Origin of the sequence: Vibrio sp. Isolate34, assembly GCF_022397915.1 — a bacterium.
Lineage (GTDB): Bacteria > Pseudomonadota > Gammaproteobacteria > Enterobacterales > Vibrionaceae > Vibrio.
Genome location: NZ_JAKEUO010000001.1, coordinates 99,645 through 126,209, shown reverse-complemented (window position 1 = coordinate 126,209; position 26,565 = coordinate 99,645). Strand labels below are relative to the sequence as shown.

The 26,565-nt window shown below is 42.9% G+C and carries 25 protein-coding genes and 2 pseudogenes; 21 read left to right on the top strand and 6 right to left on the bottom strand.

Annotated elements, in window-relative coordinates:
• The first annotated feature begins 1 nt into the window (after position 1).
• The 10 genes and pseudogenes from L1D22_RS00580 (at position 2) to L1D22_RS00540 (ending at position 11,587) form a co-directional block, all read left to right on the top strand.
• Positions 2–2,677, top strand: a complete 2,676-nt coding sequence (locus L1D22_RS00580; protein ID WP_239828363.1) for an SNF2-related protein — start codon at positions 2–4, stop codon at positions 2,675–2,677.
• Positions 2,678–2,785: 108 nt separating this feature from the next.
• Positions 2,786–3,997: a TniQ family protein gene (locus L1D22_RS00575; protein ID WP_239828362.1), complete on the top strand. Its 1,212-nt coding sequence runs from the start codon at positions 2,786–2,788 to the stop codon at positions 3,995–3,997.
• 2 nt (positions 3,998–3,999) lie between these two features.
• Entirely contained in the window at positions 4,000–6,087 is a 2,088-nt protein-coding gene (locus L1D22_RS00570; RefSeq protein WP_239828361.1) for a type I-F CRISPR-associated protein Csy2, read from the top strand.
• Positions 6,088–6,093: 6 nt separating this feature from the next.
• Positions 6,094–7,125, top strand: coding sequence for a type I-F CRISPR-associated protein Csy3 (csy3, locus tag L1D22_RS00565; RefSeq protein ID WP_239828360.1), 1,032 nt, complete (start codon positions 6,094–6,096; stop codon positions 7,123–7,125).
• Between the two features lie 9 nt (positions 7,126–7,134).
• Positions 7,135–7,740 carry a type I-F CRISPR-associated endoribonuclease Cas6/Csy4 gene (gene cas6f / locus L1D22_RS00560; RefSeq protein WP_239828359.1) on the top strand — a complete coding sequence of 202 codons (606 nt, stop codon included), beginning with the start codon at positions 7,135–7,137 and terminating at the stop codon, positions 7,738–7,740.
• Positions 7,741–8,148: 408 nt separating this feature from the next.
• The gene (locus tag L1D22_RS00555) at positions 8,149–8,457 is read left to right on the top strand and encodes a hypothetical protein (RefSeq protein ID WP_102286390.1); all 309 of its coding nucleotides are present in this window, start codon (positions 8,149–8,151) and stop codon (positions 8,455–8,457) included.
• Positions 8,458–8,648: 191 nt separating this feature from the next.
• Complete coding sequence (locus L1D22_RS00550; RefSeq protein WP_239828358.1) at positions 8,649–9,245, top strand: hypothetical protein; 597 nt, start codon at positions 8,649–8,651, stop codon at positions 9,243–9,245.
• A 416-nt stretch (positions 9,246–9,661) separates the two neighbouring features.
• Positions 9,662–9,771 (top strand): annotated as a pseudogene (locus L1D22_RS22365) (endonuclease); the annotation flags it as partial.
• 621 nt (positions 9,772–10,392) lie between these two features.
• Positions 10,393–10,770: a hypothetical protein gene (locus L1D22_RS00545; RefSeq protein ID WP_239828357.1), complete on the top strand. Its 378-nt coding sequence runs from the start codon at positions 10,393–10,395 to the stop codon at positions 10,768–10,770.
• Between the two features lie 175 nt (positions 10,771–10,945).
• The gene (locus L1D22_RS00540; RefSeq protein WP_239828356.1) at positions 10,946–11,587 is read left to right on the top strand and encodes a hypothetical protein; all 642 of its coding nucleotides are present in this window, start codon (positions 10,946–10,948) and stop codon (positions 11,585–11,587) included.
• Between the two features lie 446 nt (positions 11,588–12,033).
• On the opposite strand, the gene L1D22_RS00535 is transcribed toward L1D22_RS00540, so the two are convergent.
• On the bottom strand, positions 12,034–12,372 hold the full coding sequence (locus L1D22_RS00535; RefSeq protein WP_017631023.1) for a hypothetical protein: 339 nt from the start codon (positions 12,370–12,372) through the stop codon (positions 12,034–12,036).
• Positions 12,373–12,619: 247 nt separating this feature from the next.
• On the opposite strand from L1D22_RS00535, the pseudogene L1D22_RS00530 reads away from it, so the two are divergent.
• The 4 genes and pseudogenes from L1D22_RS00530 to L1D22_RS00515 all read left to right on the top strand — a co-directional run.
• Positions 12,620–12,739: pseudogene (locus L1D22_RS00530) on the top strand (AraC family transcriptional regulator); the annotation flags it as partial.
• Between the two features lie 140 nt (positions 12,740–12,879).
• Positions 12,880–13,608, top strand: coding sequence for an AzlC family ABC transporter permease (locus L1D22_RS00525; protein WP_239828355.1), 729 nt, complete (start codon positions 12,880–12,882; stop codon positions 13,606–13,608).
• 2 nt (positions 13,609–13,610) lie between these two features.
• Positions 13,611–13,940: an AzlD domain-containing protein gene (locus L1D22_RS00520; protein ID WP_239828354.1), complete on the top strand. Its 330-nt coding sequence runs from the start codon at positions 13,611–13,613 to the stop codon at positions 13,938–13,940.
• A gap of 81 nt (positions 13,941–14,021) precedes the next feature.
• Positions 14,022–14,804, top strand: coding sequence for a ribonuclease H family protein (locus tag L1D22_RS00515; RefSeq protein ID WP_239828353.1), 783 nt, complete (start codon positions 14,022–14,024; stop codon positions 14,802–14,804).
• A gap of 114 nt (positions 14,805–14,918) precedes the next feature.
• On the opposite strand, the gene L1D22_RS00510 is transcribed toward L1D22_RS00515, so the two are convergent.
• The gene (locus tag L1D22_RS00510) at positions 14,919–16,064 is read right to left on the bottom strand and encodes a glycosyltransferase (RefSeq protein WP_239828352.1); all 1,146 of its coding nucleotides are present in this window, start codon (positions 16,062–16,064) and stop codon (positions 14,919–14,921) included.
• Positions 16,065–16,390: 326 nt separating this feature from the next.
• On the opposite strand from L1D22_RS00510, the gene L1D22_RS00505 reads away from it, so the two are divergent.
• From L1D22_RS00505 to L1D22_RS00480, 6 genes are all read left to right on the top strand, one after another.
• Positions 16,391–17,317 carry a glycosyltransferase gene (locus L1D22_RS00505; RefSeq protein ID WP_176681724.1) on the top strand — a complete coding sequence of 309 codons (927 nt, stop codon included), beginning with the start codon at positions 16,391–16,393 and terminating at the stop codon, positions 17,315–17,317.
• A gap of 16 nt (positions 17,318–17,333) precedes the next feature.
• Positions 17,334–18,770, top strand: coding sequence for an oligosaccharide flippase family protein (locus tag L1D22_RS00500; protein WP_239828351.1), 1,437 nt, complete (start codon positions 17,334–17,336; stop codon positions 18,768–18,770).
• Positions 18,771–18,845: 75 nt separating this feature from the next.
• Positions 18,846–19,163, top strand: coding sequence for a hypothetical protein (locus tag L1D22_RS00495; RefSeq protein WP_239828350.1), 318 nt, complete (start codon positions 18,846–18,848; stop codon positions 19,161–19,163).
• A 130-nt stretch (positions 19,164–19,293) separates the two neighbouring features.
• Positions 19,294–19,908, top strand: a complete 615-nt coding sequence (locus tag L1D22_RS00490; protein WP_239828349.1) for a LysE family translocator — start codon at positions 19,294–19,296, stop codon at positions 19,906–19,908.
• A 50-nt stretch (positions 19,909–19,958) separates the two neighbouring features.
• Entirely contained in the window at positions 19,959–20,735 is a 777-nt protein-coding gene (locus L1D22_RS00485) for a phosphotransferase (protein WP_239828348.1), read from the top strand.
• Between the two features lie 39 nt (positions 20,736–20,774).
• Entirely contained in the window at positions 20,775–21,209 is a 435-nt protein-coding gene (locus L1D22_RS00480; RefSeq protein WP_239828347.1) for an N-acetyltransferase, read from the top strand.
• A 74-nt stretch (positions 21,210–21,283) separates the two neighbouring features.
• On the opposite strand, the gene L1D22_RS00475 is transcribed toward L1D22_RS00480, so the two are convergent.
• The 4 genes from L1D22_RS00475 to L1D22_RS00460 all read right to left on the bottom strand — a co-directional run bounded on the left by L1D22_RS00475 (position 21,284) and on the right by L1D22_RS00460 (position 24,330).
• Positions 21,284–21,751 carry a DUF3429 domain-containing protein gene (locus L1D22_RS00475; protein ID WP_239828346.1) on the bottom strand — a complete coding sequence of 156 codons (468 nt, stop codon included), beginning with the start codon at positions 21,749–21,751 and terminating at the stop codon, positions 21,284–21,286.
• On the bottom strand, positions 21,748–22,293 hold the full coding sequence (locus tag L1D22_RS00470; protein WP_239828345.1) for a glutathione peroxidase: 546 nt from the start codon (positions 22,291–22,293) through the stop codon (positions 21,748–21,750). The genes L1D22_RS00475 and L1D22_RS00470 overlap by 4 nt, the downstream gene beginning before the upstream one ends.
• Before the next feature lie 97 nt (positions 22,294–22,390).
• Positions 22,391–23,722 carry an AarF/ABC1/UbiB kinase family protein gene (locus L1D22_RS00465; RefSeq protein WP_239828344.1) on the bottom strand — a complete coding sequence of 444 codons (1,332 nt, stop codon included), beginning with the start codon at positions 23,720–23,722 and terminating at the stop codon, positions 22,391–22,393.
• Positions 23,723–23,943: 221 nt separating this feature from the next.
• Positions 23,944–24,330, bottom strand: coding sequence for a DUF393 domain-containing protein (locus L1D22_RS00460; protein ID WP_239828343.1), 387 nt, complete (start codon positions 24,328–24,330; stop codon positions 23,944–23,946).
• Between the two features lie 396 nt (positions 24,331–24,726).
• Between L1D22_RS00460 and L1D22_RS00455 the strand changes: the two genes are divergently transcribed.
• Positions 24,727–26,517 (top strand): hypothetical protein, encoded by a 1,791-nt coding sequence (locus L1D22_RS00455; protein WP_239828342.1) that lies wholly within the window; start codon positions 24,727–24,729, stop codon positions 26,515–26,517.
• The last annotated feature ends 48 nt before the right edge of the window (positions 26,518–26,565 follow it).

Below are 26,565 nucleotides of genomic sequence, written 5' to 3'. Positions count from 1 at the left end.
AATGATTGAATCAAATATTGAGTTAAAAGATGGCAGCACAGTTCGTCACAAACGCTTTGGTATTGGTGAAGTACAACTGGTACGAGGCGATACTGCTTTAGTGCGATTTGAAAGTGGCTTTGAAGAGCGGCCAATTACAGAGCTAGAGCTAGTGAAAACAGCACTTGATGTCGTGTCTGAAGGGGAGAAGGATAATCTTAGAGAAGTCGTTGCCCGTTGCCAGGCATTAGCAATTCGATCGATCAATGATAGCTGGGGAGTATTTTCTACATCCCGAATAAACCTCCTACCACACCAACTTTGGGTTTGCCATAAGACACTTAGAAAGTGGCCGGTTAATAAACTTATCGCAGATGATGTTGGTTTGGGTAAAACCGTTGAAGCTGGGCTGATTCTATGGCCGTTAATTGCTAAGAAGCGAGTGCGCCGTATTCTGATATTAACACCGGCCTCTCTTGCTCCTCAGTGGCAAGAGCGTTTACGAATCATGTTTGATATTCGTTTGACGATGTACTCTGGAGAACTGGATACAGAGCGCTCAGATTACTGGAATACGCATGATTTTGTCGTAGCTTCTTTGCCAACTCTGCGAAAGGATATTAACGGTAGGCATGAAAGGATGCTTAAGGCGGAAGATTGGGATTTGCTAATTGTTGATGAAGCGCATCATCTCAATGCACAAGAAGATTCTGGTGCGACACTCGGTTATCGTTTCGTTCAGTCACTAATCGAGCATAACAAGTTTCAGTCAAAGTTATTTTTTACCGCGACGCCTCACCGAGGAAAAGATTATGGTTTCTTTGCACTATTAAAGTTGCTGCGCCCAGATTGTTTTGATCCGAAGAAAAAGGCTCATCTACAACAGCAATACGTTAAGGATGTGGTGATTAGAAATAATAAGCAGTCTGTGACAGACATGGATGGTAATACGCTTTTTAAGCCAGTTAATGTTAGCTCTAAGACTTATTTCTACTCTTCTGAAGAACAAGCATTCTATGACAAATTAACAAACTTTATTTTAACTGGGCAAGCCTATGCGTCATCTTTAGCAAAAGTCGATCAGCGAGCTGTGCAGCTTGTTTTAATTGCGATGCAAAAATTGGCCGCGAGCTCCGTATCTGCTATCCATTCTGCAATAAGTAGGCGTATTAATAGACTTGGAGATAGCAAACGGCTCTTAGAGGTTATCGGTCAGGAACTGATTAATCTAGGTGAAGATCTAGAAGCCCCTGAGCTTGATGATAGATACGTGGAGCTAGAAGCTGAGTACGTTAGCACATCAGTTAAAGTCTCTTTGATGGAAAATGAACTCCCAATGCTAGAAGAGTTGCAAGAGTTGTCTGGCAAGGTTCAATCCGAGACAAAGATCAGCACTTTAATCGAACTGTTGGATGATGAGTTTAAAGATAGAACAGTTGTGTTCTTTACCGAATATAAATCTACGCAAGCACTCATTATCAACACCTTGAATAGTAAATTTGGATTTGGTTGCAGTAGCTTTATTAACGGAGACGGTCGTTTAGATAATGTTTTGAGTGAACAAGGAGATACCTACACTTGGTCACTTGATAGGTATGAGGCTGCAAGTCAGTTTAAAGAAGGGAAAGTCAGATTCATCGTCTGTACTGAAGCGGGTGGCGAAGGTATTGATTTGCAAGATAATTGTTTTTCGATGGTACATGTTGATCTTCCATGGAATCCAATGCGCTTGCATCAACGAGTGGGTCGTTTGAACCGTTATGGGCAACAACATGGTGTTGAAGTTTATACGCTTAGAAATCCTGAAACTGTAGAGTCGCGAATTTGGAGTTTGCTTAACTCGAAGATCGAAAGTGTTATGCGTTCATTAGGGTCAGCTATGGATGAGCCTGAAGATCTTCTGCAACTGATTCTGGGGATGACAGACAAAGGTTTCTTCAATCAACTGTTTGCCGAAGGTGTTGCTCAAGGCTCTGGGCAGTTGAGAGAATGGTTCGATGCTAGGTCTGGGACGTTTGGAGGGGAATCTGCTGTTAAAGTTGTCAAAGATTTGGTTGGTAATGCTGATAAGTTTGAATACCAAAACCTAGACGAAGTGCCAAAATTAGATCTAATCAATATGCAGCAATTTTTCGAGAGCATGTTAAAGCTTAATGGGCATTTGTTGGAAAATAAAGACGGTTTGATGAGCTTTAAAACACCGAGTGCTTGGAGAAGCCAGTATGGTATAAAGAGACGCTATGAGAGCCTGACATTTGATCGTTCAATCAAAGATAAGAATGTTGATGTTCTTGGTATTGGTCACATGATCTTTAATAAAGCAATTGCCGAAGCAGAAGAGTTTGAGGGAAGTGTTGCGGTAGCTAAAGGGATTGAAAATCCAGTGCTTGTCTATACGGTAAAAGACTTGATTACTGGTGATGATGGTAACCAGTCATTTACGGCGATAGCTGTTACTGGAACCGAAGACCTGAGGGTTCTTTCAGATGAAGCTCTAATGTTGCAGCTTATCGGGTTGTATGACCATATGCCGAAAACAACGAGAGAGATTTGCTGGGATACAAGTTATGTGTTCGATGCTGACGAGGAAATACCCCGTTATGATTCGTATTTAGAACAACAACTTGCTTCAATGAGTTTACCTTATGAAAAGCCTACGTTTACGCTGACAGCTTTGCTTTTGCCATTTGTTGAGTAATGTTCATGTTTTGAACAAATTAAATGATAATTTTTCGCTGATTCAATTGACCTAATGAGATTTTCGGCAATACTAAAACTTAGATATTCTAAGTTTTAGCGGTGGCATGTGAAAACGGACATTCAACTTTACCCTGACGAATCGCTCGAAAGCTTCTTGTTGCGTTTATCGCAAGAGCAAGGTTACGAGCGATTTTCTCATTTCGCCGAAGACATCTGGTTCGACACTATGGATCAGCATGAGGCGATTGCTGGTGCTTTCCCCTTAGAGCTCAACCGAGTCAATATTTACCACGCTCAAACCACAAGCCAAATGCGGGTGCGAGTGCTTATCCACCTTGAGAACCAATTAAAGCTCAACAACTTTGGTGTACTGCGTCTAGCGTTGTCACATTCAAAAGCTCAATTCTCTCCGCAATACAAAGCTGTTCATAGATTTGGTGTTGACTACCCTTATGCTTTTCTTCGCAAACGCTTCACGCCTATTTGCCCCCTATGTATTGGCGAAGCTCCCTACATTCATCAGCAGTGGCAATTTATCTCTCACCAAGCCTGTGAGCATCATGGCTGTAAACTGATTCATCACTGCCCTGAGTGTAAGTCGAGGCTTGAATACCAAAGTACCGAGAGTAGTAGCCAATGTGAATGTGGTTTTGAACTCCGAAACTCGCCAGTCGAAGACGCTACAGAGGCTGAGACCTTGGTCGCTCGATGGTTGTCAGGAAATGATTCAAAACCCTTGGGATTGCTGAAGGCAGAAATGGCCCTCTCTGAGCGCTATGGTTTTTTACTCTGGTATGTAAATCGCTATGGTGATATCGATGACCTCAGTTTTGAGTTATTCATTGAATATTGTGGTGCTTGGCCAACAGCATTGTGGCAAGACCTCGATGCCTTGAAAGAGAAGGCCGAACTTGTTCGAGTAAAAGATTGGAAGAAAATGTTTTTCAATGAAGCCTTTGGTGCTCTGCTTAAAGATTGTCGCCAGTTACCCAGTCGGCAGTTGAGTCATAATATCGTACTTACTCAGGTGTTAACTTACTTTACAAAGCTGATGGCAACAGTGCCTTCAAGCGCGAAAGGAAATATCGGTGATGTACTGCTCAGCCCCTTAGAAGCTTCTACATTGCTTTCTTGCACAACGGATGAAGCGTATCGGTTGTATGAGTTTGGTGAGATTAAAGCCGCGATCAGGCCGCGAATGCATACAAAGATAGCGAGTCATGAATCGGCGTTTACTTTAAGAAGTGTCATCGAAACAAAGCTGACTCGAATGAGCTCTGAAAGTGATGGTTTAAGTGTATATCTACCTGAGTGGTAATTATGACGAAATTAAGTGACTTATTAGCAATTGAAGACGAGGCAGTAAAGCAGGCTGCTCTAAAGAAGATGTTCATGCCCTATACGGAAGATGTCTGTGTTGATGGGTTTGAAAAAGAGGCGTTAACGATTTTGCTTAATCTCAGTTCAAGCCATCAATTAGATAGATGCTCGGATTGGTTGGATGTTGCCCGAGCTAAAAGGTATTTTAAAGCGGCTGAGAACCTAGACACATCCCTTGACGAGATCAAATGGTTCCACACTCATAATCTCAAGTTTCCAGACTGTCGAGTTAAAAATCAGCGGATAGTTGCACAACCTCTTGCTACAACCGATGCGTTTATTTCAAGCGCAGTATTAGAGCAACGGTTAGGGTGGGCTCATAACTCCGCGGTGTATCGTCATACATTGTGGTTATTGAATCCTTTTAGTTGGCAATCACAGCCCGTATGTATTCTTTCACTTATCCTGCAAGAAAGTCCTATTTGGCTCGACTTACTTAAAGAGTTTGGTTTAGGTGCTAAGTCACTTGCTCGCTTAAAACATACAATAGAAGAACAACTTCCTGAACATAGTTTTCCCGAAACCATCAGCACTTACAGCAAGCAACTGCGGTTTCCATGGGGGGATGATTATGTTTCGGTGACCCCAGTGGTCAGTCATGCCATCCAAAGTGAGTTAGAAGTGAGATCGAGAAGTCGAGAAAGTAAGCTTAGCTTTGTGTCTTCGTTACTGCCAAACCCGGCAAGTATCGGGAATCTGTGTGGCAGTTTAGGTGGGCATATGAAAGTCCTAAACTATCCACTAGACGTTAAATCAGCACAGGGTAGGACGTTACCTGAAAGTCGCAAAAAGAGTGGCCATTACTTTGATGACTATCAGGTAACTAACGCTAAAATCTGTCAGGTGTTAAATCATCTAATTGGTTCAGAGCCATCAAAAACACAGAAGCAAAGGGAGAGCGCTCGTAAGGTTAGAAGTAAGATATTGCGAAAGCAGATTGCCCTGTGGATGCTTCCATTAATTGAGTTAAGAGATATCGTTGACGCTGACCCCAACCAACAGCAATTGGAACATGATGACACTTTAGCTCAAGCCTTTTTGACCCAACCAGAATCGGATCTGGGCTCTTTAGCTAGTGAGTTTAACCGTTGCTTACATCTCGCGTTTCAGAATAACAAGTATGCCGCCAAGTTTGCCTATCATCCTAAGCTAATGCAGGTCGTCAAAGCCCAAATCGTATGGATACTTGAACAGCTCAGTAAACCAAATGGCAATGAAGATAAGGTAACGGGTGAGCAGTATATCTATTTGTCATCAATGAGAGTGCAAGACGCGGTCGCAATGAGTAGCCCATATCTGTGTGGTGCTCCTTCTTTGGCGGCTATTTGGGGGTTCATGCACCATTACCAAAGAGAGTTTAATAAGCTAGTTAATTGTGATTCCCCGTTTGAGTTTTCGAGTTTCTCTTTTTATGTTCGAAGTGAGAACATTCAACCGACGGCCAAGCTTACTGAACCCAACTCAGTCGCTAAAGCACGAACGGTTTCTAACGCGAAGCGACCAACTATTCGTAGTGAACGATTGGCAGACCTAGAAATAGACCTAGTTATCAGAGTCCATAGTGACAGCCGAATTTCAGATTTTAAGTCCGCACTTAAAACGGCACTTCCCGTCGCTTTCGCCGGAGGGGCATTATACCAACCACAGCTCTCGACGCAGGTTGAGTGGCTTAAGACGTTTACCAGCAGGAGTGAGCTTTTCCATGTCATAAAAGGGTTACCAGCATACGGGTTATGGTTATATCCAAGTGAAAAACAGCCGAGTGATTTTGATGATCTAGAACGTTTAATCACTAAAGATGCTGATAACTTGCCAGTTTCCATCGGCTACCATTTGTTAGAGCGTCCAACTAAACGGTATAACTCAATCACCGGTTGTCACGCCTATGTAGAGAATGCGATAGGGTTAGCTAAGCGAGTAAACCCAATAGAAGTACGTTTTAGTGGAAGAGATCACTTTTTAAACCACGCCTTTTGGTCGATAGAATGCAGCAGCGAAACTATTCTTATAAAAAACTATAGGGATTAATCGTTTATGGAACTTTGCACTCAGCTGAATTACGTTCGATCACTCTCTGCTGGCAAAGCATATTTCTACTATCTATCTAAAAGTGGTGAGATGTGTCCCCTTGAAATTGATAGAACTAGGTTGCGCGCACCAAAAGGTGGTTATGCAGAAGCGTATAAAGGGGGCAAGTTCGTAGCAAAGAATGTTGCTCCACAAGATTTAGCTTACTCCAATCCTCAGTTCATCGAAGAGTGTTACGTAAAGCCAGGTGTCGATGATATCTACTGTGCATTCCCCCTTCGAATTCGAGCCAATTCTCTTACTCCAGATATCTGCAGTGATGATGAAGTGCGCTCTAAACTCTCTTTACTGGCTAAAACTTATAAAGAGCTTAACGGATATCATGAGTTAGCTCATCGATACGCGAAGAATATCCTGCTTGGCAGTTGGCTTTGGCGCAACAGAGAGTGTCGACAATTGTCGATAGAAGTGACCACCAGTGATTCAGAAACCCTGATTGTAGAAAACGCAACGAAGCTTTCTTGGTATGGTCATTGGGATGAAACTTCAACTGCGTGCCTAGAAAAACTCACAGCCTATTTGATGCGAGCCCTTTCTGACCCAACCGAATATTTCTATATGGATGTAAAAGCTAAAATTGGAGTTGGTTGGGGAGATGAGGTTTACCCAAGCCAAGAGTTTTTAGATAGCCGAGAAGATGGTGTTCCTACTAAGCAGTTAGCTACCGTAGAATTATTGAACGGAAAAGAAACTGCTGCTTTTCATGGTCAGAAAATTGGTGCAGCGTTGCAATCGATTGACGATTGGTGGCATGAAAACGCAGATAAACCATTAAGAGTGAACGAATATGGGGCAGATCGAGAATACGTTATAGCAAGGCGACATGTAGCGCATGGAAATGACTTCTATCAACTACTCAGAAATACAGAGAACTGGATTGAAAGTATGACAGCGTCTCAAGCCATCCCAAATGATGTGCACTTCATCATATCTGTCTTGATCAAAGGCGGCCTATTCAATTGTTCTAAAGCGAAGTAAGGGATAGATATGACTAAGCGTTACTATTTCTTAATACGTTACATGCCTGCACAAGCCGACCATGAATTATTGGCAGGACGGTGTATATCCCAAATGCACTTGTTTATGGTCAATAACCGACAAGCCATGAATAAAATAGGTGTGAGTTTTCCGGACTGGAACGAATCTACAGTTGGCCAAACCATTGCCTTTGTTGCTGAAGATAAAGAGATGATGGTTGGACTCTCTTTTCAGCCCTATTTCTCTGTGATGGTAAATGAAGGTTTGTTTGAGATCTCCAGTGTTTGTGAGGTGCCTGACATTGCGGTTGAGGTGAGGTTTACCCGTAATCAAACGATTGGGAAAAGTTTTCTGGGCTCCAAGAAACGTCGAATCAAACGTAGCATGGCTAGATCCGAATTATCTGGTGTTGAATCATCATTACCAGTCACTAATGAAGAGCGAATCATCGACAGCTTTCATCGAATCCCAATCTCCAGCGGTTCATCAGGGGAAGATTATAATTTTTTTGTACAAAAGGAGTTTGTCGGTGAGCGCGGTACAGCAAACTTTAATAGCTATGGTTTAGCCACCAATCAAGAAAGAAAAGGCACGGTACCTGAGTTACGTTTTTGACCCTTTTTTGAAAGTTATGTTTTAGACATTTAAAAGCAATGATTTATAGACGCAATAAGAAAAAGGGTATTTTGATGAATTGTGACTTTAAGCATGCAGAATCAGATGGTTAGAGACTATATTCTACTGTGTCCTGCCGAATAGGCAGCTAGAAATAAGAAAGAAGAACGTTAGTCGCTTCTAATCAAGTGTCCTGCCGCATAGGCAGCCAAGAATAGGCCAGGAAGAAAGCAACCATCCTGCTGAACAAGCAGTTAATAATCAAAACCATCATGTTTAGGCTTGATGGTTTTTTGTTTTTAAAGTTGGTGAGAGCTTTATCTTGTTATACTAAACTTTAAATTGCTTCACACATAGGCTTGGTGTTGATGGGTAAAGTGATTCTTTTAACAGGAGTTTTTAGAGAACATGCAAGCAGAGCATAACTTATTTAAGGTTGTAGTGATTGACTATCATGCAACTGGTGAAGGCCGGCATGTCTTTATCAAAACAGGTACAGAGGAGTCAGTCAAAAAAGATGTAGGAGACTGGCTCTATGAAGGTGCTGATGCATATACGGTAAAGCAATGGCTAGAACTTGGTAAAGACTCAAGCTGTGATCAGTATAAAGACTCAAATATAGAAACGCTTAAAACCTTTGCTCCTGTATTGTGGGACGCGATGAAAAATGGCCTCCCAATGACTGTTGATGCAGAGTTTCACTGGAATGAGAGTTAAAGAATTTATAGCACAGAAAAGCCTTAGGCGAGTCTATTGGCCATTTAACTCGTGGTATTTTCTAGCTCGAAAATGCCCCATTGTGTGTTTGAGCCACCTTCCAATTTTGTAAGCTTATTATACTAGTCTGGCCTGCCTTCCTCGAAGAAGTATAGTGAGTAACTATCTAAAATAATCTTTGCAGTAAAGGTATGGCTAATAAAAGTTACCAACAACGCCCTGACGAATATGTTGTTTTCAAGTGGAGAGATCGAGAGTACGAAGGCGAATTTTTTAGAGATAGTTTGGCCGAAATAGACTTGTGTTTTGGTGATTCTTCAAAAAAAAATCGAGGGTATTTGAGACCTTTTGACAAAGGATTACGCCAATCTATTATTGATGCTCATATGAACAACCATGGTATCGATTTTGAGAAGTGGATGACTCTTGGGGATGTCATTGCATGCGATTCTTTCGTCAATCACCCTGACCTCAAGCGACCATATTTGGACGTAGTTGTAGAAGAGTTTAGATTTATAAAAAGAGAGGAGTTAAATTCATCGCAAGATTCTATAGCCGACTGTAGAACTGACTTACTGAGGCGACAATATCTTTTAGGTAAAGGCTTGGATGAGCCAGATGAAGTTGTATCTTCTTTAGAGAACGAGTTCAAGGCTTGGGTAACACCAACTTTTCAGCCAAATCGTTATACAATGACAAAATATGAAAAGGCCAAACGAAATCGTTTTTTGCGGTTTATATTCTATGTAATGCTTATCGCTTTATTAACAAATAGCTCGTTCAACTAATGCCTTCGTTCGTGTAAATCTCGCTGATTCTCTTCTGAGGGTGAATGCATTATTGACTCATAAATGTCTAAAAGTTTGTTACACACATGTCGATCATGTCGCTAGAGGATTAATTGGAGCGTGGTAAATTTACTACGTTGAATTATAGTCGTTGTTCAAATTTGCAGACTTTCGATGCAATGTTATGCGAACTTATGCTGCAAATATTATCTTAAGTAATTGATTGTCGGTTTGAGCTATGCAGACTTATGTTGCAAGCATCACCATTAAAAAAGCCGCTCTTAATGAGCGGCTTTTTGCTATCTGCACTATAAAGCTCTCATAGTCTATTTGTATTTTAGGCTTACAACAAAAGTGCTTATGCTACGTACGACCAAACCAAGAAATCATCTCACGGACATAGTATCTGTAAGTTCATGAGCTTACAGAATGATGCTGTTGTTCGCATTTTCTCCATTTTGGCGTTCGATTTCTGCTTTCACCTCACATCTAACTTAAACATAAAAAGTTAACCTCCCAACCTTTTGACAGCTTTGAGCCTCAGTGGGATTGGGTTGCTTTTTTGCACTTACACATTTCTTTTCAATCTTTAGATAATCTAAGTTTTATTGCCTGCAAGAGTCACATAAGAAGTAATTCAAATATTGCTAGATTAGAAAAGCCTTAACAAAGAAATGCCCCAAGACGTGTTTAGAACGCATGAAACCATCATGAGATTTATTTGTGCAACAGGCTGCTGCACAAATCATTCTGAATCAAAAATGCCCCTTTATACGTTAGATCTTTTACTCATTTATATCCTGTTAACCTGAGTTTACCTTACTCAAACTCATCCGATTGAGTTGATAAATCAGCCTCCGTGATTAGGTAGTATTATGGCAACTGTTCACCCAGAGCATCTGTGTTACCACACGAATCATACAGCCTAGCTATTCATGGAAAGAATCGGTATGCTCATATTTTTGGGAATTTTGTTTGCATTAATAATAACAATTGAACGGTGTTTTTTATTTAATTATTTGATTATATTTATTCCTAAGTTGAGCGAACAAAGATTGCTAACTAAATTTCAATTATTGTAAAAACTCAATTTTAAGCTTGTAGGTCTTTTAACTTACAACTCCAACTTATCTAGAGACATTTATTCATGGTTAAATTTTACAAAACTATAGCATTTATATTACTCTTGACGTTACAAGCGTGTTCTTCCTTACCTGCCTCAAACAGTTTAACCAGTGTAACTGGCGTGCAGAACATGGAACAGGCCCTCGCAGATCTAGAGGATCCACAGAAACAAGCCAATTTTACTCAATCAATCAAACATGTTGTTGACGTTATCTCTAGTGATAGTGGATATCAACGTATACCGATTGATACTCCTGAAGAGCAAGAGTGGTTTACAGCACGTGCTTTCTTACTTTGGGATGGAATGATAACTCAAGAGCAGTTCGTTAAATTTGGAATAGAACGATTTCCTCAATATAAATCATCATTTTCCAAAGTAGCTTCATTGTTAGAAAAATAAAGTAAATTAAATCAAGGCATAAATAATATTCTTAATATGATACTGAAAATAATCATTTACGGCTAATTAATGATCTTTAAGGAAACCTCAGGCGTATTGCCCTAAAAGAAACAAATTTTTTGTTTCCTAACCAATACATTGAACCCAAACATCCCAAGGTGGGAAGGGAGAATTAATGAAAACTATACTATGTGTCGCTACTATTTCGATATTACTAACTGGTTGTGGCAATGAAGATGCTGATAACGCTGTGACCGATTATTTCGGTAAAAGCTTCAATTCATCTGTGGAAAAAGAGATATATGCCCAATACGTTGCTGATAGCACTGCAGCCATTGTTGATGCGATTTTTGAAAATGGGTGTGTAACGAGTATGGAATGTACAATCTCTGGTCATAGATATATGCCGGATGGTAAGTCAGACTACATTTTAGAAACTACAACCAAGGTAACGGTAGCCAAAAGTGGTGAAAAATTAACGGTCTCAGCTAAAAACACCAATCCTAGTGAGCAAATCTTTCTTAAAGACGCTAACTCGGACTCAGAGCTTATATCGGTCAATTTACTCGACGGTACCTATTCAATCCAAATTAGTGGTTCATCATCACCTTATACGGTCACAACTCATGCTCGTTATACCGATAGTCAAGATTTATACGGAGATCAAGGGCTAACATTTAAAGTTAAAACAGATAGCAGTTTTATTTTTGACAAAAATCGCAACATTTTGACCTCAGGAAGTGCAACGACGACATACAAGGATTCTTCAAAATATAAGTGGAAAGTGGGTACATCTGGTATTGTTGCACTTAATTAGGTTCATTATTATAAAATGGAGACCAAGCCTAAATAAAAAATACCTGTTAGATTTTACGTAAAATATACGTAAGCGTCCCTTGGATTCATTTGTATTGGATGTAGTAATACTAGTCACTAGTTCGCAGGTGTTTTGAATAATTTGCCTTAGCAGTAATTATCCAAGATCTCATAATCACCACGGATTCGTAACAAGGTTATGTCCAAAAGTTTGTTACGCAGACTTGTGGTGGTTTGTGCTCACCAAGCGATTCTGTCTTTAGAAGGACTGACTGGAGTGTGGTGATTTTACTACGTTGAATTTTAGCAGCTCTGCAAATATGTAGGCTTTCGATGCAATGTTATGCGAGCTTTGGTTGCGAGCATCATTTAAACGATCAGCTCTCAACGATTGGCTTTTTGTTATCTGCAGCAGTCTAATTACCTCGTCCAACAAGTTTGAGTTTTTTAATTCGCAGGCAGCACAACTGCAGACGCTTCTTCCTCTGAATCTTCCTTGTCTTCGACTTGTTCAGCTACCCAATCAATTGTCTTTGTTAGATAAAGCTTGTTGGTTTCGGTATCACACCAACTCTTCGACAATCCTCTTCGATTAAACTCACTGCCAATGGCCGCCAATGTTTGGTTGCTCGAGCGCCCGTAATACAAGGTATCGCACAGTTGCAGGTTCGACATCGATTGTGGGTATGTATTAACCGACGAGGAGTTCATGCTTAGTGCTTTGGATTGATTGTGCGTGCAGCCTGTAAGGCTCAAGAAAAAGATCAATGCTAAGGCTTTCTTCATCATATCTCTGAACAGTTACCAATAGTTGGCGGGGATTATGAGCATGATTAAGTCACTGATTTGTCAATTCTTCGCCAACTGCTTAAAGAGCACGATCTTGCTCGCAATTAGAAAACGTTATTGAGCCGTTTAATTCCTTGGTCAAAAAGCGCATTAACCGCCAAGTGCGCAATTTTGTACAAAAGCTGAAAGAGCCTATAGAGTAGACTGATAAGTCGCTCGATAATTAACAGGCTTGGGAATTGCTATGGAGAACAAGAAACGTTCTAAAGAAAAGGCCGAATATAAGATCACAGAAGAACTCGGTGGCCTTGAAATTCTCAATGCTGAATACGAAAAGCAGAACTTCTCACCTCATAGCCACGAGAGCTAAACGCCGGGGCAATACATCAAAATGCTCTAAATCAGACACGTTAATTCGATCGCGAAATCGAGCAAGTTTGTACAATCGAACCCACTCAGGTGTTTTTACATTGAATAGCCAATGTGAAGAGAGAAAAGAATAATATGGATAATCAAAAGGTGGATAGGCGCACTCAGTTATGGAAGGGCGTTTTAGCTGGAATGCCGCTGAGTATCGCTGTGATCCCATGGGGAATTCTTGCGGGCTCATACGCGATAGACGCCGGATTGAATCAACTGCAAGCACAAGCGATGTCAGCGATTCTGTTCGCAGGCTCAGCGCAACTGGTCGCCGCGGGCATGTTCAAAGCGGGTATTGGCCTTGGCACTATGTTGCTGACCACGTTGTTCATCACCTCAAGGCATTTTTTATACAGCGTATCGATGCGCGACAAAATCAGTCATCTTCCGGCTCGCTGGCGTCTATTACTCGGCTTTTGGCTCACCGACGAACTGTTTGCGATATGTAGCGGGCAATCTCAACAAGAGTTTAATCGTTGGTACGCAGCGGGTGTTGGCGGTGGTTTTTATCTGGTTTGGAATATCGCGAGTTTCGTTGGCATAGTCGCAGGAAGCCAAATTCCGTCACTCAATGAAATCGGTCTCGACTTCGCGGTAGCCGCGACCTTTATCGCGTTGGTTTTTCCATTAATCAGAACATTGCCTGTAGTTGTATGTGTGGTGGTTTCTCTGGTTACATCGGTTGCTATGTCGGTGAACAATGTTGAAGGTGGGCTAATGATTGCAGCGATTGCTGGCATGTTAGCAGGCTTTTTCAGCGATTCATTTCAAGAGCGAAACAATGGCAATAAACCAATCACGGAGGGGAAATAGAGATGATTTGGCTAACGATATTACTCATGACGGCGATTGTGTTCTTTAGTCGGTATCTGTTCTTAGAACCTGCAATCCCGCTTCGCTTAAATCAAACAGCGCGACGCTTGCTACGTTACTCAAGCCCTGCGGTTCTGACTGCGATTTGGGGGCCGATTGTGTTTGCACCAGAACAAACATTTTGGCCAAGCCTAGAGAACCCATACTTGATTGGCGCGGTGGTGACAGGCCTGTTGATATGGAAGACGGGTAATGTGCTGTTAACGATAGGCGTCAGCATGGCGGTGTTCTTGTTCTACAACCTTGTCGCGGTTGAATATCTTTTTAATTGATTGACCTTGCAACGCATGGCGTGGTGACTTCTAATGTATTGATTCACCTTTTGTGTATTTAGGTTTTGGTAAGGAGTTAATTTGGCTAAGAAATATTATGTGGTTTGGAAAGGTCGCACACCGGGTATTTTTACCACTTGGAACGAGTGTAAAACGCAAGTCGATGGTTTTGCAGGCGCGAGATATAAATCGTTTCCAACACTAGGTGAAGCAGAGTCTGCTTTCGGTGGTAAAGCGTCTTCTGCATCTCAGTCGAGTTCAGGAGTTAAGCCTGCATTTTCGAAGCCACGTACAGCCACTAAAGCGAAGGTACCGCCTCTTTCTCAGCAGCAAATTACGGATATGCCTTTTGACATCAAGATCTTTACCGATGGGGCCTGTGAGCCCAATCCTGGTGAAGCGGGAACGGGGTTAGCGGTCTACTTGAATAATGAGCTAACCGAGTTGTGGTATGGCTTGTATCAACCGATGGGCACGAATAATACCGCTGAGCTGCAAGGTTTAAAGCAAGCCTTCATTCTTGCGCAAGAAAAGCTCCAAGCCGGTTTGTCTGTAGCGATTTATTGTGACTCGAAATACTCGATAGACTGCATTACTAAGTGGGCATCAGGTTGGGAGAAAAAGGGTTGGACGAAGTCGGGTGGCGAGATCAAAAACCTTGATATCATCAAGCCTGCTTATGCGCTTTACCAAGAACTCGCATCTCAAATTACCATCCACCACGTTAATGGACACGTAGGTATTGAAGGCAACGAGCTGGCCGACCGCATGTCTATTGTGGCGATTTCTTCTAAAGAGCAAAATCTGAGTCGATATTCAGAGACTAACGATCTTACTGAAATCTTAGCTTTGCGCGCCGGATAAGAAGGCTCGATAGTTAAGGCATCACAATCTTAGCGTTACAGTGTGCAACAATGTAGCGCTTTGTTCTTACCTCATTTTATAACGCTCATTTCTTATTGCTTACTGCTTATGGCGTTAAGCTGGGTTTTCTATCCAGTGAGATAGCTGCTGTGCTTGCTTAAATGAATTGAAGTTCTGCTCGACTCTTGTTCTTGCCTTCATCCCCATTTCTGTTTTGTCATTGCTGCTGAGCTGTGCAAAACGCTCAATGGTTTCTCTTAATTCCTCAACACTTTTCTCATTGACCAAAAATCCGGTCTCTGGCGTGACGATCTCCTTACACCCCATAATGTTGGTGGTGATTACGGGCGTACCAACAGCCATCGCTTCTTTTAACACGAGTGGCCCTGTGTCGACGCAGCCTGTTTCTGAAAAGCAGAATGGAGCGATCAGGCTATCGTAATTGGGTAGATTCTCTTTTACCCATTCGTGAGGTTGTGCGCCAAGAAAGGTGACATGTTGAGTGAGTCCGTGTTGATCTACTTGGGTTTTCAATTGCTGCTCCATATCCCCAGTCCCAACGATGTCCAAGTGGATATTCAGAGGTTGAGCAATCGGTGCCAACGCATCTATCAAGTAATGAATGCCTTTTTGCTCGACGAGTCGACCAAGGAACACAAGGCGCAGAAGCTTGGTATCCGTTTTGGGTTGTAGCTTAAATTGGTTGGTGTTCACACCACAATGCAGCAGTTTGATGTTGCCTTTTGCCATGTTATTGAAATCGGTGAGCATGTCTTTACAGACCGCTACCACGAAATCGCTCGATGAGATCTTGTGTTCAATATCATAAGCAAACTCGTACACATCGTGTCCGTGGGCGACAAACGAGCAAGTAATGTTGAGAAGTTTCGCGGCAACAATGGCATGCGCGGTTGTGTGTTGGCAGAAGTGTGCATGAACATGATCGATGTCTTTTTCTGCCAGTTGCAGAGCCAGTTTAAAGCCATAAACGAAAAGCGACCTTTTGGGCATGCTATTTTGCTTAGAGACAAATGAAACAGCCATGATGAACCCTAACCAGTTAATGCTGGGGATTTTACCCATCCGAACATTTTTACCTATTTCGACAATGTCGTAGTCGAACTGCTTTTCACTGTTTTCAATTTTGAACGTCATTACACAAACATCATGCCCACAAGCTTTCACAGACTCGACTTCTGTTTGAATGAATGTCTCACTGAGTACTGGGTAGGTTGGCGCCACAAATGCTACTTTCTTCATTCCTTACTCCTCAAATCCATGTGATTACAGCTATCAAGCCAAGGTAATAACCAATAAAGCAAAATACGAACCAAGATTGAATGGGGTTTTAAAGGGCGTTTTAGAGGGGATAGGGATGATTTTCCTGCGGTGATCGCTCAAATAGAGCTGGTTTTCTCAAAATGGAAATCAAATTGGAATTTTGAGTTTCTCCGTTGTTTACGTCTCGTCGTCATTTTGCGAATAGGCTTGTAGGTCGCTGATATAAAAGCAATCCAGTAGAGATAAGCGATCGGCACAGAACATGCAATGTTGGTCATATAACGTATAACTGTGAGAGCGTCATTATGGCTAAAGTAAGTATCATTATTCCTACCTACAACTGTTTAGACTATCTACCGAAAGCGATCGGTAGTGTGCTTAAACAGACTCATCAAGACGTCGAACTGATTATTATTGATGATAACAGTAATGATGGGACATCGACCTATCTTGCGACGATACACGACGAGCGCATTATTAAGTTATCCACCTTGGGTGTTGGTGCGCCTCAAGCTAGGAATCTTGGTATTGAGAAAGCGACCGGTGAATACATCGCTTTTTTAGATGCGGATGACTTTTGGTTCCCAGAAAAAATCGAACGCCAACTTGAGTTTCACCAGCGATACCCTGATCTGGCGATGAGCTTTACCAATTACGAACACCTAACTGAAGATTACGAAGTCATTGTTGACTGCTTTAGTTATTGGTCACAATTTCAAGACCAAGACGAGTTGTTCATCAATATAGAAAACCCTTTAGAGTTCATCATCGAAAACAACGTGATTGGTACCTCGACCGTTATGGTCAAGGCTGAGGTGTTTTCTCAAACTGATAGTTTTAATGCAGACATCAAGTACGGTGAAGATTGGGAGTTATGGCTCCGAATGAGTGAAAATCATCAGATAGGTGTGTTGAACTCGGTGCAGGTTGGGTACTTGATGAGAGCCACCTCGGTGACTCAAACTGAGAATCTCAAACTTAGGAACTTGCAGTCCATAGAATCCATTCTCCAACGCTATCAAGACGATAGCGAAAGTTGGAACCTACCACAGTCTAGCTTCAATATTGCCAAGGCGAGAATACTTGAAGGTTACGCTGACTATTATCGAGGTTTACAACAGAACAGACAGGCTATTGCCTATAGTTTCCGTTCTTTGGTCATGTCACCTCAAAAACGCACGTTGCGACACCTAATTGGAGACTGTAAAAGTTTCCTAAAGCCAGCTTGGTAAGGAATAGGTGACGACTATGGGTTCATTAAAGCAGTCGGCTTATTACGCCATCGGCATATTGATGATGAAAGGGATCTCATTGGTGATGATCCCGTACATTACGCACAATATGACGTTGGCAGAGTATGGTTCCTTAGAAGCCATCGTCTTGCTGGCAGACATTGGGACGATATTGTTCAGCTTCGGTATTGTCGATGCCATGTATCGTTATGTGGGTGTCGCCGAAGGTGATGAAAAGCGAAAGCTCGTCTCGAACTGCTTCACATTGAGTGTGTTGGTTTGCGTGCTTGGGGGCGCCTTGATTGCTCTCAGTATGCCGTTGTTAATCTTAATGTTGCCTGTTGAATTCCAGGCTTACCAGATACTGCTTCTGCTTATTCCTACCATGCTCGATGGGGCGATTTCTATCCCGCTCACACTGATGCGAATGAACGCGATGGCGAAACGTTTTTGCATGCTCAATGTGTTGAAAGCCGGTGTTCAAGCCATCATGACTTTTGTTCTGCTAGAGGCCGGATATGGTATTGATGGCGTGTTGATTTCAGCTGCGGTATCCAGTGTGTTGCTGATGGTTTGCTTAGTGCGTTATCAATGGCAAGAGATGGGAGCTTTTGGTTGCTTCAAATACTCAGCGAAGATCTTAAAATTCGGACTGCCCGTTCTGGTTGGCGGGGCATCAATGTATATGACCATGGGGCTCGACCGCTGGGTGATGGCAAGCTTCGTCGGTGTCGAAGAACTCGCGATTTATGCGGTTAGCGGTAAGTTCGCGTTGATTCTTGGTTTGTTGTTACAGCCTTACGCGCTTTGGTGGTTTCCAAACCGTGTCGCTATGCTTCAACAGCCGGGTGGCAGCAAGATGTGCGCCGATAGGGCGTTAGTCGGAGTGAACCTCGCTATTGTTTTAGGTTCGTTGATGATTCTAACGGTACCCGGGTTTATTTCTCTCATTTTACCGAGCAGTTATCACTACGCGGGGACCATTGTTGTCGCGCTGCTTGCGATTAGCGTTATCAAAAATGCAGGAGATTATTTGAATCTAGGTTGTTTTAGCGGTGACTCAAGCCAATCTCAAATGTGGATTCAAGGTGGATGTGCGGTCTTAGCGGCCATTGGTTATTTCACAGTGACGCCTATTTATGGCGTGTGGGGTGTTGTCGCGGTTCTTTGTGCAACTTATGTTGTGCGACTCATGCTTCTGTATGTTGTAAGCCAAGCGATGGAACAATTACCTTATGAACACAGCAAGTGGGTAACCGCAGTCAGCATCGCACTCGTGGCGATAGCGAGTGACCAACTTCTGGGATTGGTGTTGGTTGATGTCCATGACTTTATCCTTGGAACGGCTGTTGGTCTCATCACGCTGGTGGCCTTTGTGAAATACTCGGTGATCGTTGTCCCGCAAGCTTTGCTCGATAAGTTCATGCTGGGAAAGCAGTCTCACGCAAATTGAAATAAAACACTGTTCATAATGTGTAAGATTCGATAGTATTTATAAATTCAATGAATGCCATCAATGGAAAGATACATGAATAAGTGGATTGTGCTCTCAGCTCTATTCTCAACCTTATCGTACGCTTCTTCTGAATTGTCTAGCCACGACATACAGGGGCAGCTGTTCGAAGTGCCCGAAGTTATCTCCTTAGAACATCAAGACAGGGTATGTAACAGCCTTGTTTGCAGTTCGGTGTCTGCGCCAAAATCTGTTCCCGTCGTTGGCGATTTTCCAGAGCGAGAATCAAACCCAACCATAGACACAATTGCGAGTGCTATCTATTTCGTCGGTGAAATTGGCGTAGCTGAAAATTTATCGACACCTGAGTACGAACAGTTTTTTGAGAACTGATTGAAAAGTGACTGTATAGATTTGGTGCTTCTTTTTTATGCAGTTACAAAAGATATGAAATGCTGCTATAAACGATAAGACCTTGTTTAAGGATTTTATAATCGCGGCATTTGGCAATTAGGAAGCACCAATGGAAATCTGGAAGTTACTGCTGTTTATCCCGGCTTGTTTTGCGCTCAATATGACACCGGGCCCCAACAATTTGTTATCAATGAACAACGCCCGTTGTTATGGATTTCAAGCGGCCTTGGTTGCGGGATTAGGGCGAATCACAGCATTTTCTGGCATGATCGCCTTGGCGGCTTCTGGCTTGGCTGTCGTTCTTTATACTTCTGAAACCTTGTTCTTCCTTATCAAACTTTTTGGCGCGATGTACTTGCTGTGGATAGCGTTCAACCTGTGGCGTTCACAAGCCAGCCCTGTCGCGGACATTGAGCGCAATAAGAACTGGTTTGGTCTTGTTAAACAAGAATTCGCACTGGCGGCTGGCAACCCAAAAGCGATACTTATCTTCACTGCATTCCTACCTCAATTCGTAGATGTCACCGCGAATGTAAACACGCAGTTCTTTATCCTAGGAAGCACCTTCTTAGTGTTAGAAATGCTCGCGATATCGATCTACGCGGCTTTTGGCTTATACCTAAGAAACTGGTTCTCCAAGCCGCAAATGGCAAAACGTTTCAACAAAGCGTGCTCGGTTTTTCTTGCTCTATCTGGCGCGAATCTGTTGGTTAGTCGACAGTAGTTTTTGGTTCTAGATTGCCTTTGTATACATGAAAGCTGGAGAAGAGGTTCATGAGTACCAGAGATCTATCGCAAATGGGTTCTGCTCGAGTATCTATAGAACAACTTAACGGTGAACCTTGTATTCGTAAGCAAGGAGCGGGTGAGGTTGAGATTTCCTTTTATCAACATGCTGCGCAACAGTTGTCTGGTGTACACAGCCCTAAATTGTTGGCTGTACAAGGAAACGACCTCTTTATCGAGTACATTCCACACTCTTTGACATTAAATGAACTTCAAGCCACCCTTGAGGTGTATCCGCAGCTATCTCGTATTCATAAGTCTCAATATCTGCCTAGTTTTGCGGTCAAAGAGCATTGCTGGCACTTAAAAGAAACGGAGACAGCATTAGCGTCTCTCAAATTACCTCAAGTTACTCAAGATAGCTTACTGCGCATTCAGCGATTGAGTGGTGCTTTGTTCGACCATAAAACCTTGGTCTCGGGGGATGCGAACGAGGGAAATTGGGGAAGAAGAGATAACGGTCAGCTGGTGTTATTTGATTGGGAGCGTTTTGGCTATGGCAGCCCAGCTATCGATTTAGCGCCGCTCGTTTCTCGCATGGGAACCTTGTCTGATTATGAGTTTATTGTTGACCATTACCTACATCATAACAATTTGATTTCCCGAGAAGATTTAATAAGGCAATTGATCATCGCGAAAAGCTGGATCGTAATCGAAGTCACGAATATATTAGTCGCGCGTAACAACCCCCAAGCTTCGAAATACATCCTGTGGTATAGAGAGCAAATACCTACTTGGTTGTCTTCAGTTGAAGGCAGACTGTAGTGGTAGGGCGGTTGTAGTCATATCTATAAAGGTCTCTCTATGAACATTGTCTGTGCTGAAAAACAAGATCTGGCTGATATCTACCAGCTTGAACATGCTTTGTTTGGCGACCATGCGTATCCGCAGTTTTTCTTTCGTCAGGCGTTTGATTGCTGGGGTAAAGGCTTATTAGTTGCTAAACAAGAATCGAAGTTGGCGGGCTATGCTTTGATGACAACCACAGATAAGCCGTATGAGTTTTGGGTCTTATCATTGGCAGTGAATCTGAATTATCGTGGGATGGGGATTGGCCGAAAATTGATGCAGCATGCAATAGCTCAGATTCCTCAAGAATCTAAGCTACTACTTACTGTGGACCCAAATAACGCGTCGGCTTGTGCGCTTTATGCATCGATGGGATTCACTATGATTAAACAAGAAGAAAACTACTTTGGTGATGATGAGCCAAGGTTGGTGATGCAGCTAATCATCTAGATTTTTGCTAACGGTTTTAATCAAAGGCCCCCAACTAAGTTAAAGTCTCACACTTCAAATAAAGCTTCACAGAGCTAGGTCAGCATCACGATACCGTGCATTAGTACCACGCTAGAGGTGAGCCGAGTTCTCATATCAAAGTATCCATCAGGGCCTTCACTTTGGTTCTCTTCTCTCATAGCTCTTTCTGTTCGCCAAACCGCAATGTAGCCAATGATGAGAATCAGGGTAGTGAGAAACTCTTTTTGCTCCCCAAGCAACACCGCCAACCATGCGACTAACACAATCACGTTGCTGAGAATCAGCGCTTTATTGCTTGATTGGCTTTCGAAATTTTCGATGCCATTTCCCCATAAGATTCCTGAAAGAAAACTCAAGATAACCACGCTGTACGTGATGAAGAGCGTTTCCCCACTTATTCCGATGAATTGGCTGTCGGTCAGAGACAGCAGTAGGCCAAATAGAAAAGGGATTAACCCCATATACCCCAGTTTCGCCATGGTGTTACGGGTTTGAGTTGTCGTCATATAGTCCGCCCTCATAACTGCTGCTCAATCGCGTTTTTGAGTGTGGCACTCACTGGTGATGTTGAACTAGGGAAGGTGGCGACCACTTTGCCTTCTTTACTGATCAAGAATTTGTAGAAGTTCCACTTGGGCGTTACGCCTGCTTGTTGTTGTATCTCTGCAAATACAGGGTTGGCGTTGCTACCAGACAGTGAAGCTCGAGCCATCATAGGAAAGGTCACACCATAGTCGAGGTAACAGACTTTAGCTGATTTCTCTTCGCTCCCTTTGTCTTGGCGAAAATCATTACTTGGAAAGCCGATAACCGTGAAGCCTTGGTCTTTGTAGGTTTGATGAAGTTGCTCGAGCTGCTCAAATTGCGGAGTGAAGCCGCACTGGCTTGCCGTATTAACCACTAACAGAGTCTTGCCTTGAAATTCATCACACAAGGCGATTTCTTCGGTTGAGTTTAACAAGCGTTGTTTGCCATTAAGTATCTCGGGGCAACTCGCTGCAAAAGCGATAGAGCTTGTTAGGCTGGTAATCAATACGGTTGAGCAAAGTAGTGAACATTTCATAGGTTTGGCTCATTTTAGTTGGCGTAATGGTCATTACTCTTGAGCACGTTGAAATGATCACTTTGCGTATTATTTACTGTCGTTTTCCATATCGCTTTTAGTTGTGCTTTTGCTCATCTGCTATGAGATATGGAGCGACCAAACGTCTGATATTCACTTTCGCACCAAGGCGAGCTGCTAATAGATACATACCACCAATTTTTCGGTGCAGGAACAGCGCATCGGCGGGCGGAGTGTGCCAATACTCTTGCTCCATACTCAATATAGTGCCTGCTTCACGAAGTCTCTGTGCTAAACCACTGGCTTTGAAGTCGTACTCTTCGTCAACCAACATCGGCTCACAGGCCATTTTTACGAGGTTTAGAATCGCTTGGCGTTGATCGGGGAGGATTGTCTCGCTAAAGAATCCAATTTGCTCTAACGCTTGGTTGAGCCCTTGCTCATTGTTATTAATTACTGACGAAAAGGCTAAGCGATAACCCTCGCTGAAGCGGTCGCTGTATTCACGGGTTGCTCCGAAATCTAATAAGCCAATTTGTCGGGTGTTTTCAACGTAGAGGTAGTTGGCGAAATTGGGGTCGGTTTGCACCATCTTAAAATCGAACAATTCTCTGAACAGAAGTTCAAGCAAGCTGTGCATCACAAAGTCACGGGTGCTTTGATCGTAACTTTCTATTTGTTCTATCGAGACGCCTTCGATGAAGTCCATGGCGAGCACCGATTCTGAAGAGACTTGCTGATGAATCTTAGGTACCACGAAGTGAGAGTGCTCTTTTAGTGCATCGTGATAACGAGTCGCGTAGTCAGCCTCGCGAGCATAGTCTGCTTCATCGTGGAGCTGTTTCTTTGCCTCTTCTAACAAGCCTTTGTAGTCGACCGACTTTGGTATCAAGCCAACAATATTGAGCAGTGTGCCTACGTTATCTACATCACTGTCGATGCTTTTTCGAATGCCTGGGTATTGGACTTTGACGGCGAGTTTGTCCCCCGCATCACTGTAGGCTTGGTGAACCTGGCCGATGGAGGCACTGGCAATCGGTTTAAAGTTGAAGGAAAGGAATTCGGTTTTCCATTGGCTTCCGAGCGAGCTTTCTAACACTTGATTGAGCTGCTTGGTTGGCAGAGGGTCGGCGTCTGAGCGCAGACGAGAAAGAATGTCGGCTAACTCTGGTTCTAAAATATCCCCCGCATCCATTGAAAGCATCTGCCCCAGTTTCATTGCAGCGCCACGTAGGTGTGCGAGTTGATCGGTCAGGCGAGCAATGTTTTGTGGCGTTAACAGTAAGTCTTTTGCTTTGGGCCTGTTGCCCTGTGCAATCTGTTTGGTGCCTTCCGTTAGCACGTTACCCGCGACTCTTGTCGCCAACGAGGCGAACTTACTAAATCTAGAAAGTCGATGAGTGGGAAGGTTTCTCTCTTTTGCCGACATAAAGGTTCTCTCTGGGAATCAGGGTTTACTACAAAGTTCTATCAATCACTACACAACCTTATGTTTTGTTGTGATAACTTGTCGCGTGAAACAGTAAATAGAATTATAAGGACAAAGCATGAAATTTATTTGGTTGAAAGTGGCCGTTACGGTATTGGTGTTCGCAGCTCTGTTTGGCATCGTTTACTATAAAGTCGCCAGCGGCATGTCTTAACTCAACACTATTTTGTGCAGCTGTTACCGTTGCAACGTGATTTTCCGGTTAGCCAAAACGAAATCTTATATCGATTTTTGGCAAACCGTAGATAACACCAATCTGCCATTGGCTTAAAAATCGCCCAACGTAACGGGGCATACAGCCAACCCTTTCCTACTAGCTTCCACGCTTGATAAGTCACGTCTAAACCGAGCAGCAGCTTTCCGTTTTCGTCCAATGCATGCAAAATTGTATTGGCTGCCTCGGCATCTATCTGCGGGTAGTTTGAAAATGCTTCACTATAGATATCGACGGTCTGGATCTGATCTTTGGAATCAGACTTAGTCAGTGCTGCCATCTCTTTTGCACAAAGTGGGCAGGTTCCATCATAAAATATCGTCAGTTGTGTCATTGTTTTTTTCGCCTGTTGCTTAGTTAGAAGAACCTTCAGTTGCCCGCTAAGTCGGCACCCTTCAAACGCTTGTTATTCGATAAGCTTAAAGTGGCTACGCTATTGTACCTTTTAAAGATCACTCTCCTCGTATCAAAGCTCTAAATATGTCTGACTTAGACACTTTGTTCACACTTTCAAGTCCTTGATTATTGGGTCAAATCTCGACTTTATGGACAAATGATAACAAAATGTTCAATAAAGGTGTGCCTTCAATATATAAACATCAACCAAATCAATTAGTTGAAGTTGGCTTGGAATATGCTCTATCGAACCTACGAATTGCTAAAGGATTTCTCCAATTTGGGCAGGCAGAACATCCTGAAAAGCATAAGTATGGATAAATGGAGAGAGAACATGAAGGTTATAAATTATTTACTTAGTGTGCTTTTGTTGTTTAGTAGCCCTCAGTTGGTGTGGGCTACTGTTGATGTGATGGAACTTGATGGTAATGCTAGCAGTGATAATAGTGCTATCGATTGGGACGACGTAAATGATCCCAACAGCATGGTTGGGATTGCGGAATTTTTCCAAAAAGATCGTAACGGTATCGACCAAATCTTTTGGAAGGGTGGATCAAAAGATGATTCCGACATTACGGATTGGGCGTTCCGTACGGCGTCACCACAACCCAAAGATGACTTTACTAATGCGTATGCCGCTGCCTTTGAAAGCGAAGGTGACTTGTTGATTTACTTTGGTGCAGACCGATATGCGAACAATGGTGATATGTACATTGGCTTCTGGTTCTTACAAGACCAGGTTGGGTTGCCGGATGGGAAAACCAAAGGCGACTTTGTTGGGCAGCATGTCAATGGAGACATCCTCGTGCTGATTTCATTTCCACAAGCGAGTGGTGGTAATCCGTATATAGAAGTGTTGCAGTGGGATTTAAATAATGGTGATGTCACCGACAACATGACCAGACTGTTCCAAACGGCTGGAGACCCTAAATCGAATGATTTCGTGGGTGCAAGATGTGGCAGTGGTGCTGTTGGTGTCGAGAAAATATGTGCGATTTCAAATGATGACTCTATTGGAGCAATACCGCTACCGAATGTGCAAGGTTGGGACTATCTCGCGAAAACGGGGGAAACAACGTCTATTCCGACAGAGAGCTTTGTGGAAGGACGCCTGAATTTATCTGCGTTGTTGAACGATGAGTTTGGTATCAGCGACATTCCTTGTTTCAGTAGCTTCTTAGTAGAGTCACGAGCTTCACGTTCGATTGATGCATCTTTGGCTGACTTCGTTGTCGGTTCATTCAGTTTATGTAGCATCAATATAGCAGCGACTTGTAACACCACCAGCTTTACGGTTGATGGCATGTTTAACATCGATTATACCGTGACGGTCACCAATACAGGACCTGGCTCGCTAGGCACCAATGGTGATTATGAAGTGGCCTTTTTATCTGAGTCACCAATCTTAGGTGCGCTTCCTGTGGTGGGGAACGGTGATGAAGTGTGGAGCGTCGGTGAGTCATTCTCATTCATGGGTAATTACTTGTCAGTAAATAATGGTGCCGTCGGTGTGATCGATGGTTCAGTGGATCTTGATGGGCTCATCGTGAATGCTCAAGCTCCTGTGGCTTACAATTGTCCACCAATAGACTTGAGCCCGATGGTTGAGATTTCTAAGGTATGTAATAGCTTCTTAGAGGTTGATAGTGGTCAAGTTGTGCTTAAGAAAACCTATGATGTTGAAATATGTAATACCGGTGATATCCCATTGGCCATTGAATCGCTGGTGGATTCTAAGGATGACTCTTTGAGCCGTTCTGACTTACCTACCGAAGTCGTCAACAGCAGTTATTACCTCGACTTCGCTTTACCTTGTGATGATCTTGAGGATGTGACCACATGTGGTGCTGGTAATATATGTAGCGTATTAAGTGCCGACCCTGAGTTGTTTGCTTGTAAAACCGGTGGAGGGGAGTGGATACCGAACTTTGGTGATGCGATTGGTCAAGTGTGTACACAAGTAAGCAAAACTTATGCGCCAAATGTGTTACCAACTGGAGTAGACGGAATGCTATCGAATCAGGTGACAGCAACGTTTGACTCGCTGTTCTTGCAAGAAGCATTTATGGAAACATCGAACATTGCAACCTGTGATGTTTGTCCAATTCCTGTATCTGAGCCATAAGTACTTTCATTAATTGTACTCAATTAATCTCTAAAGCAGCCTAGTTCG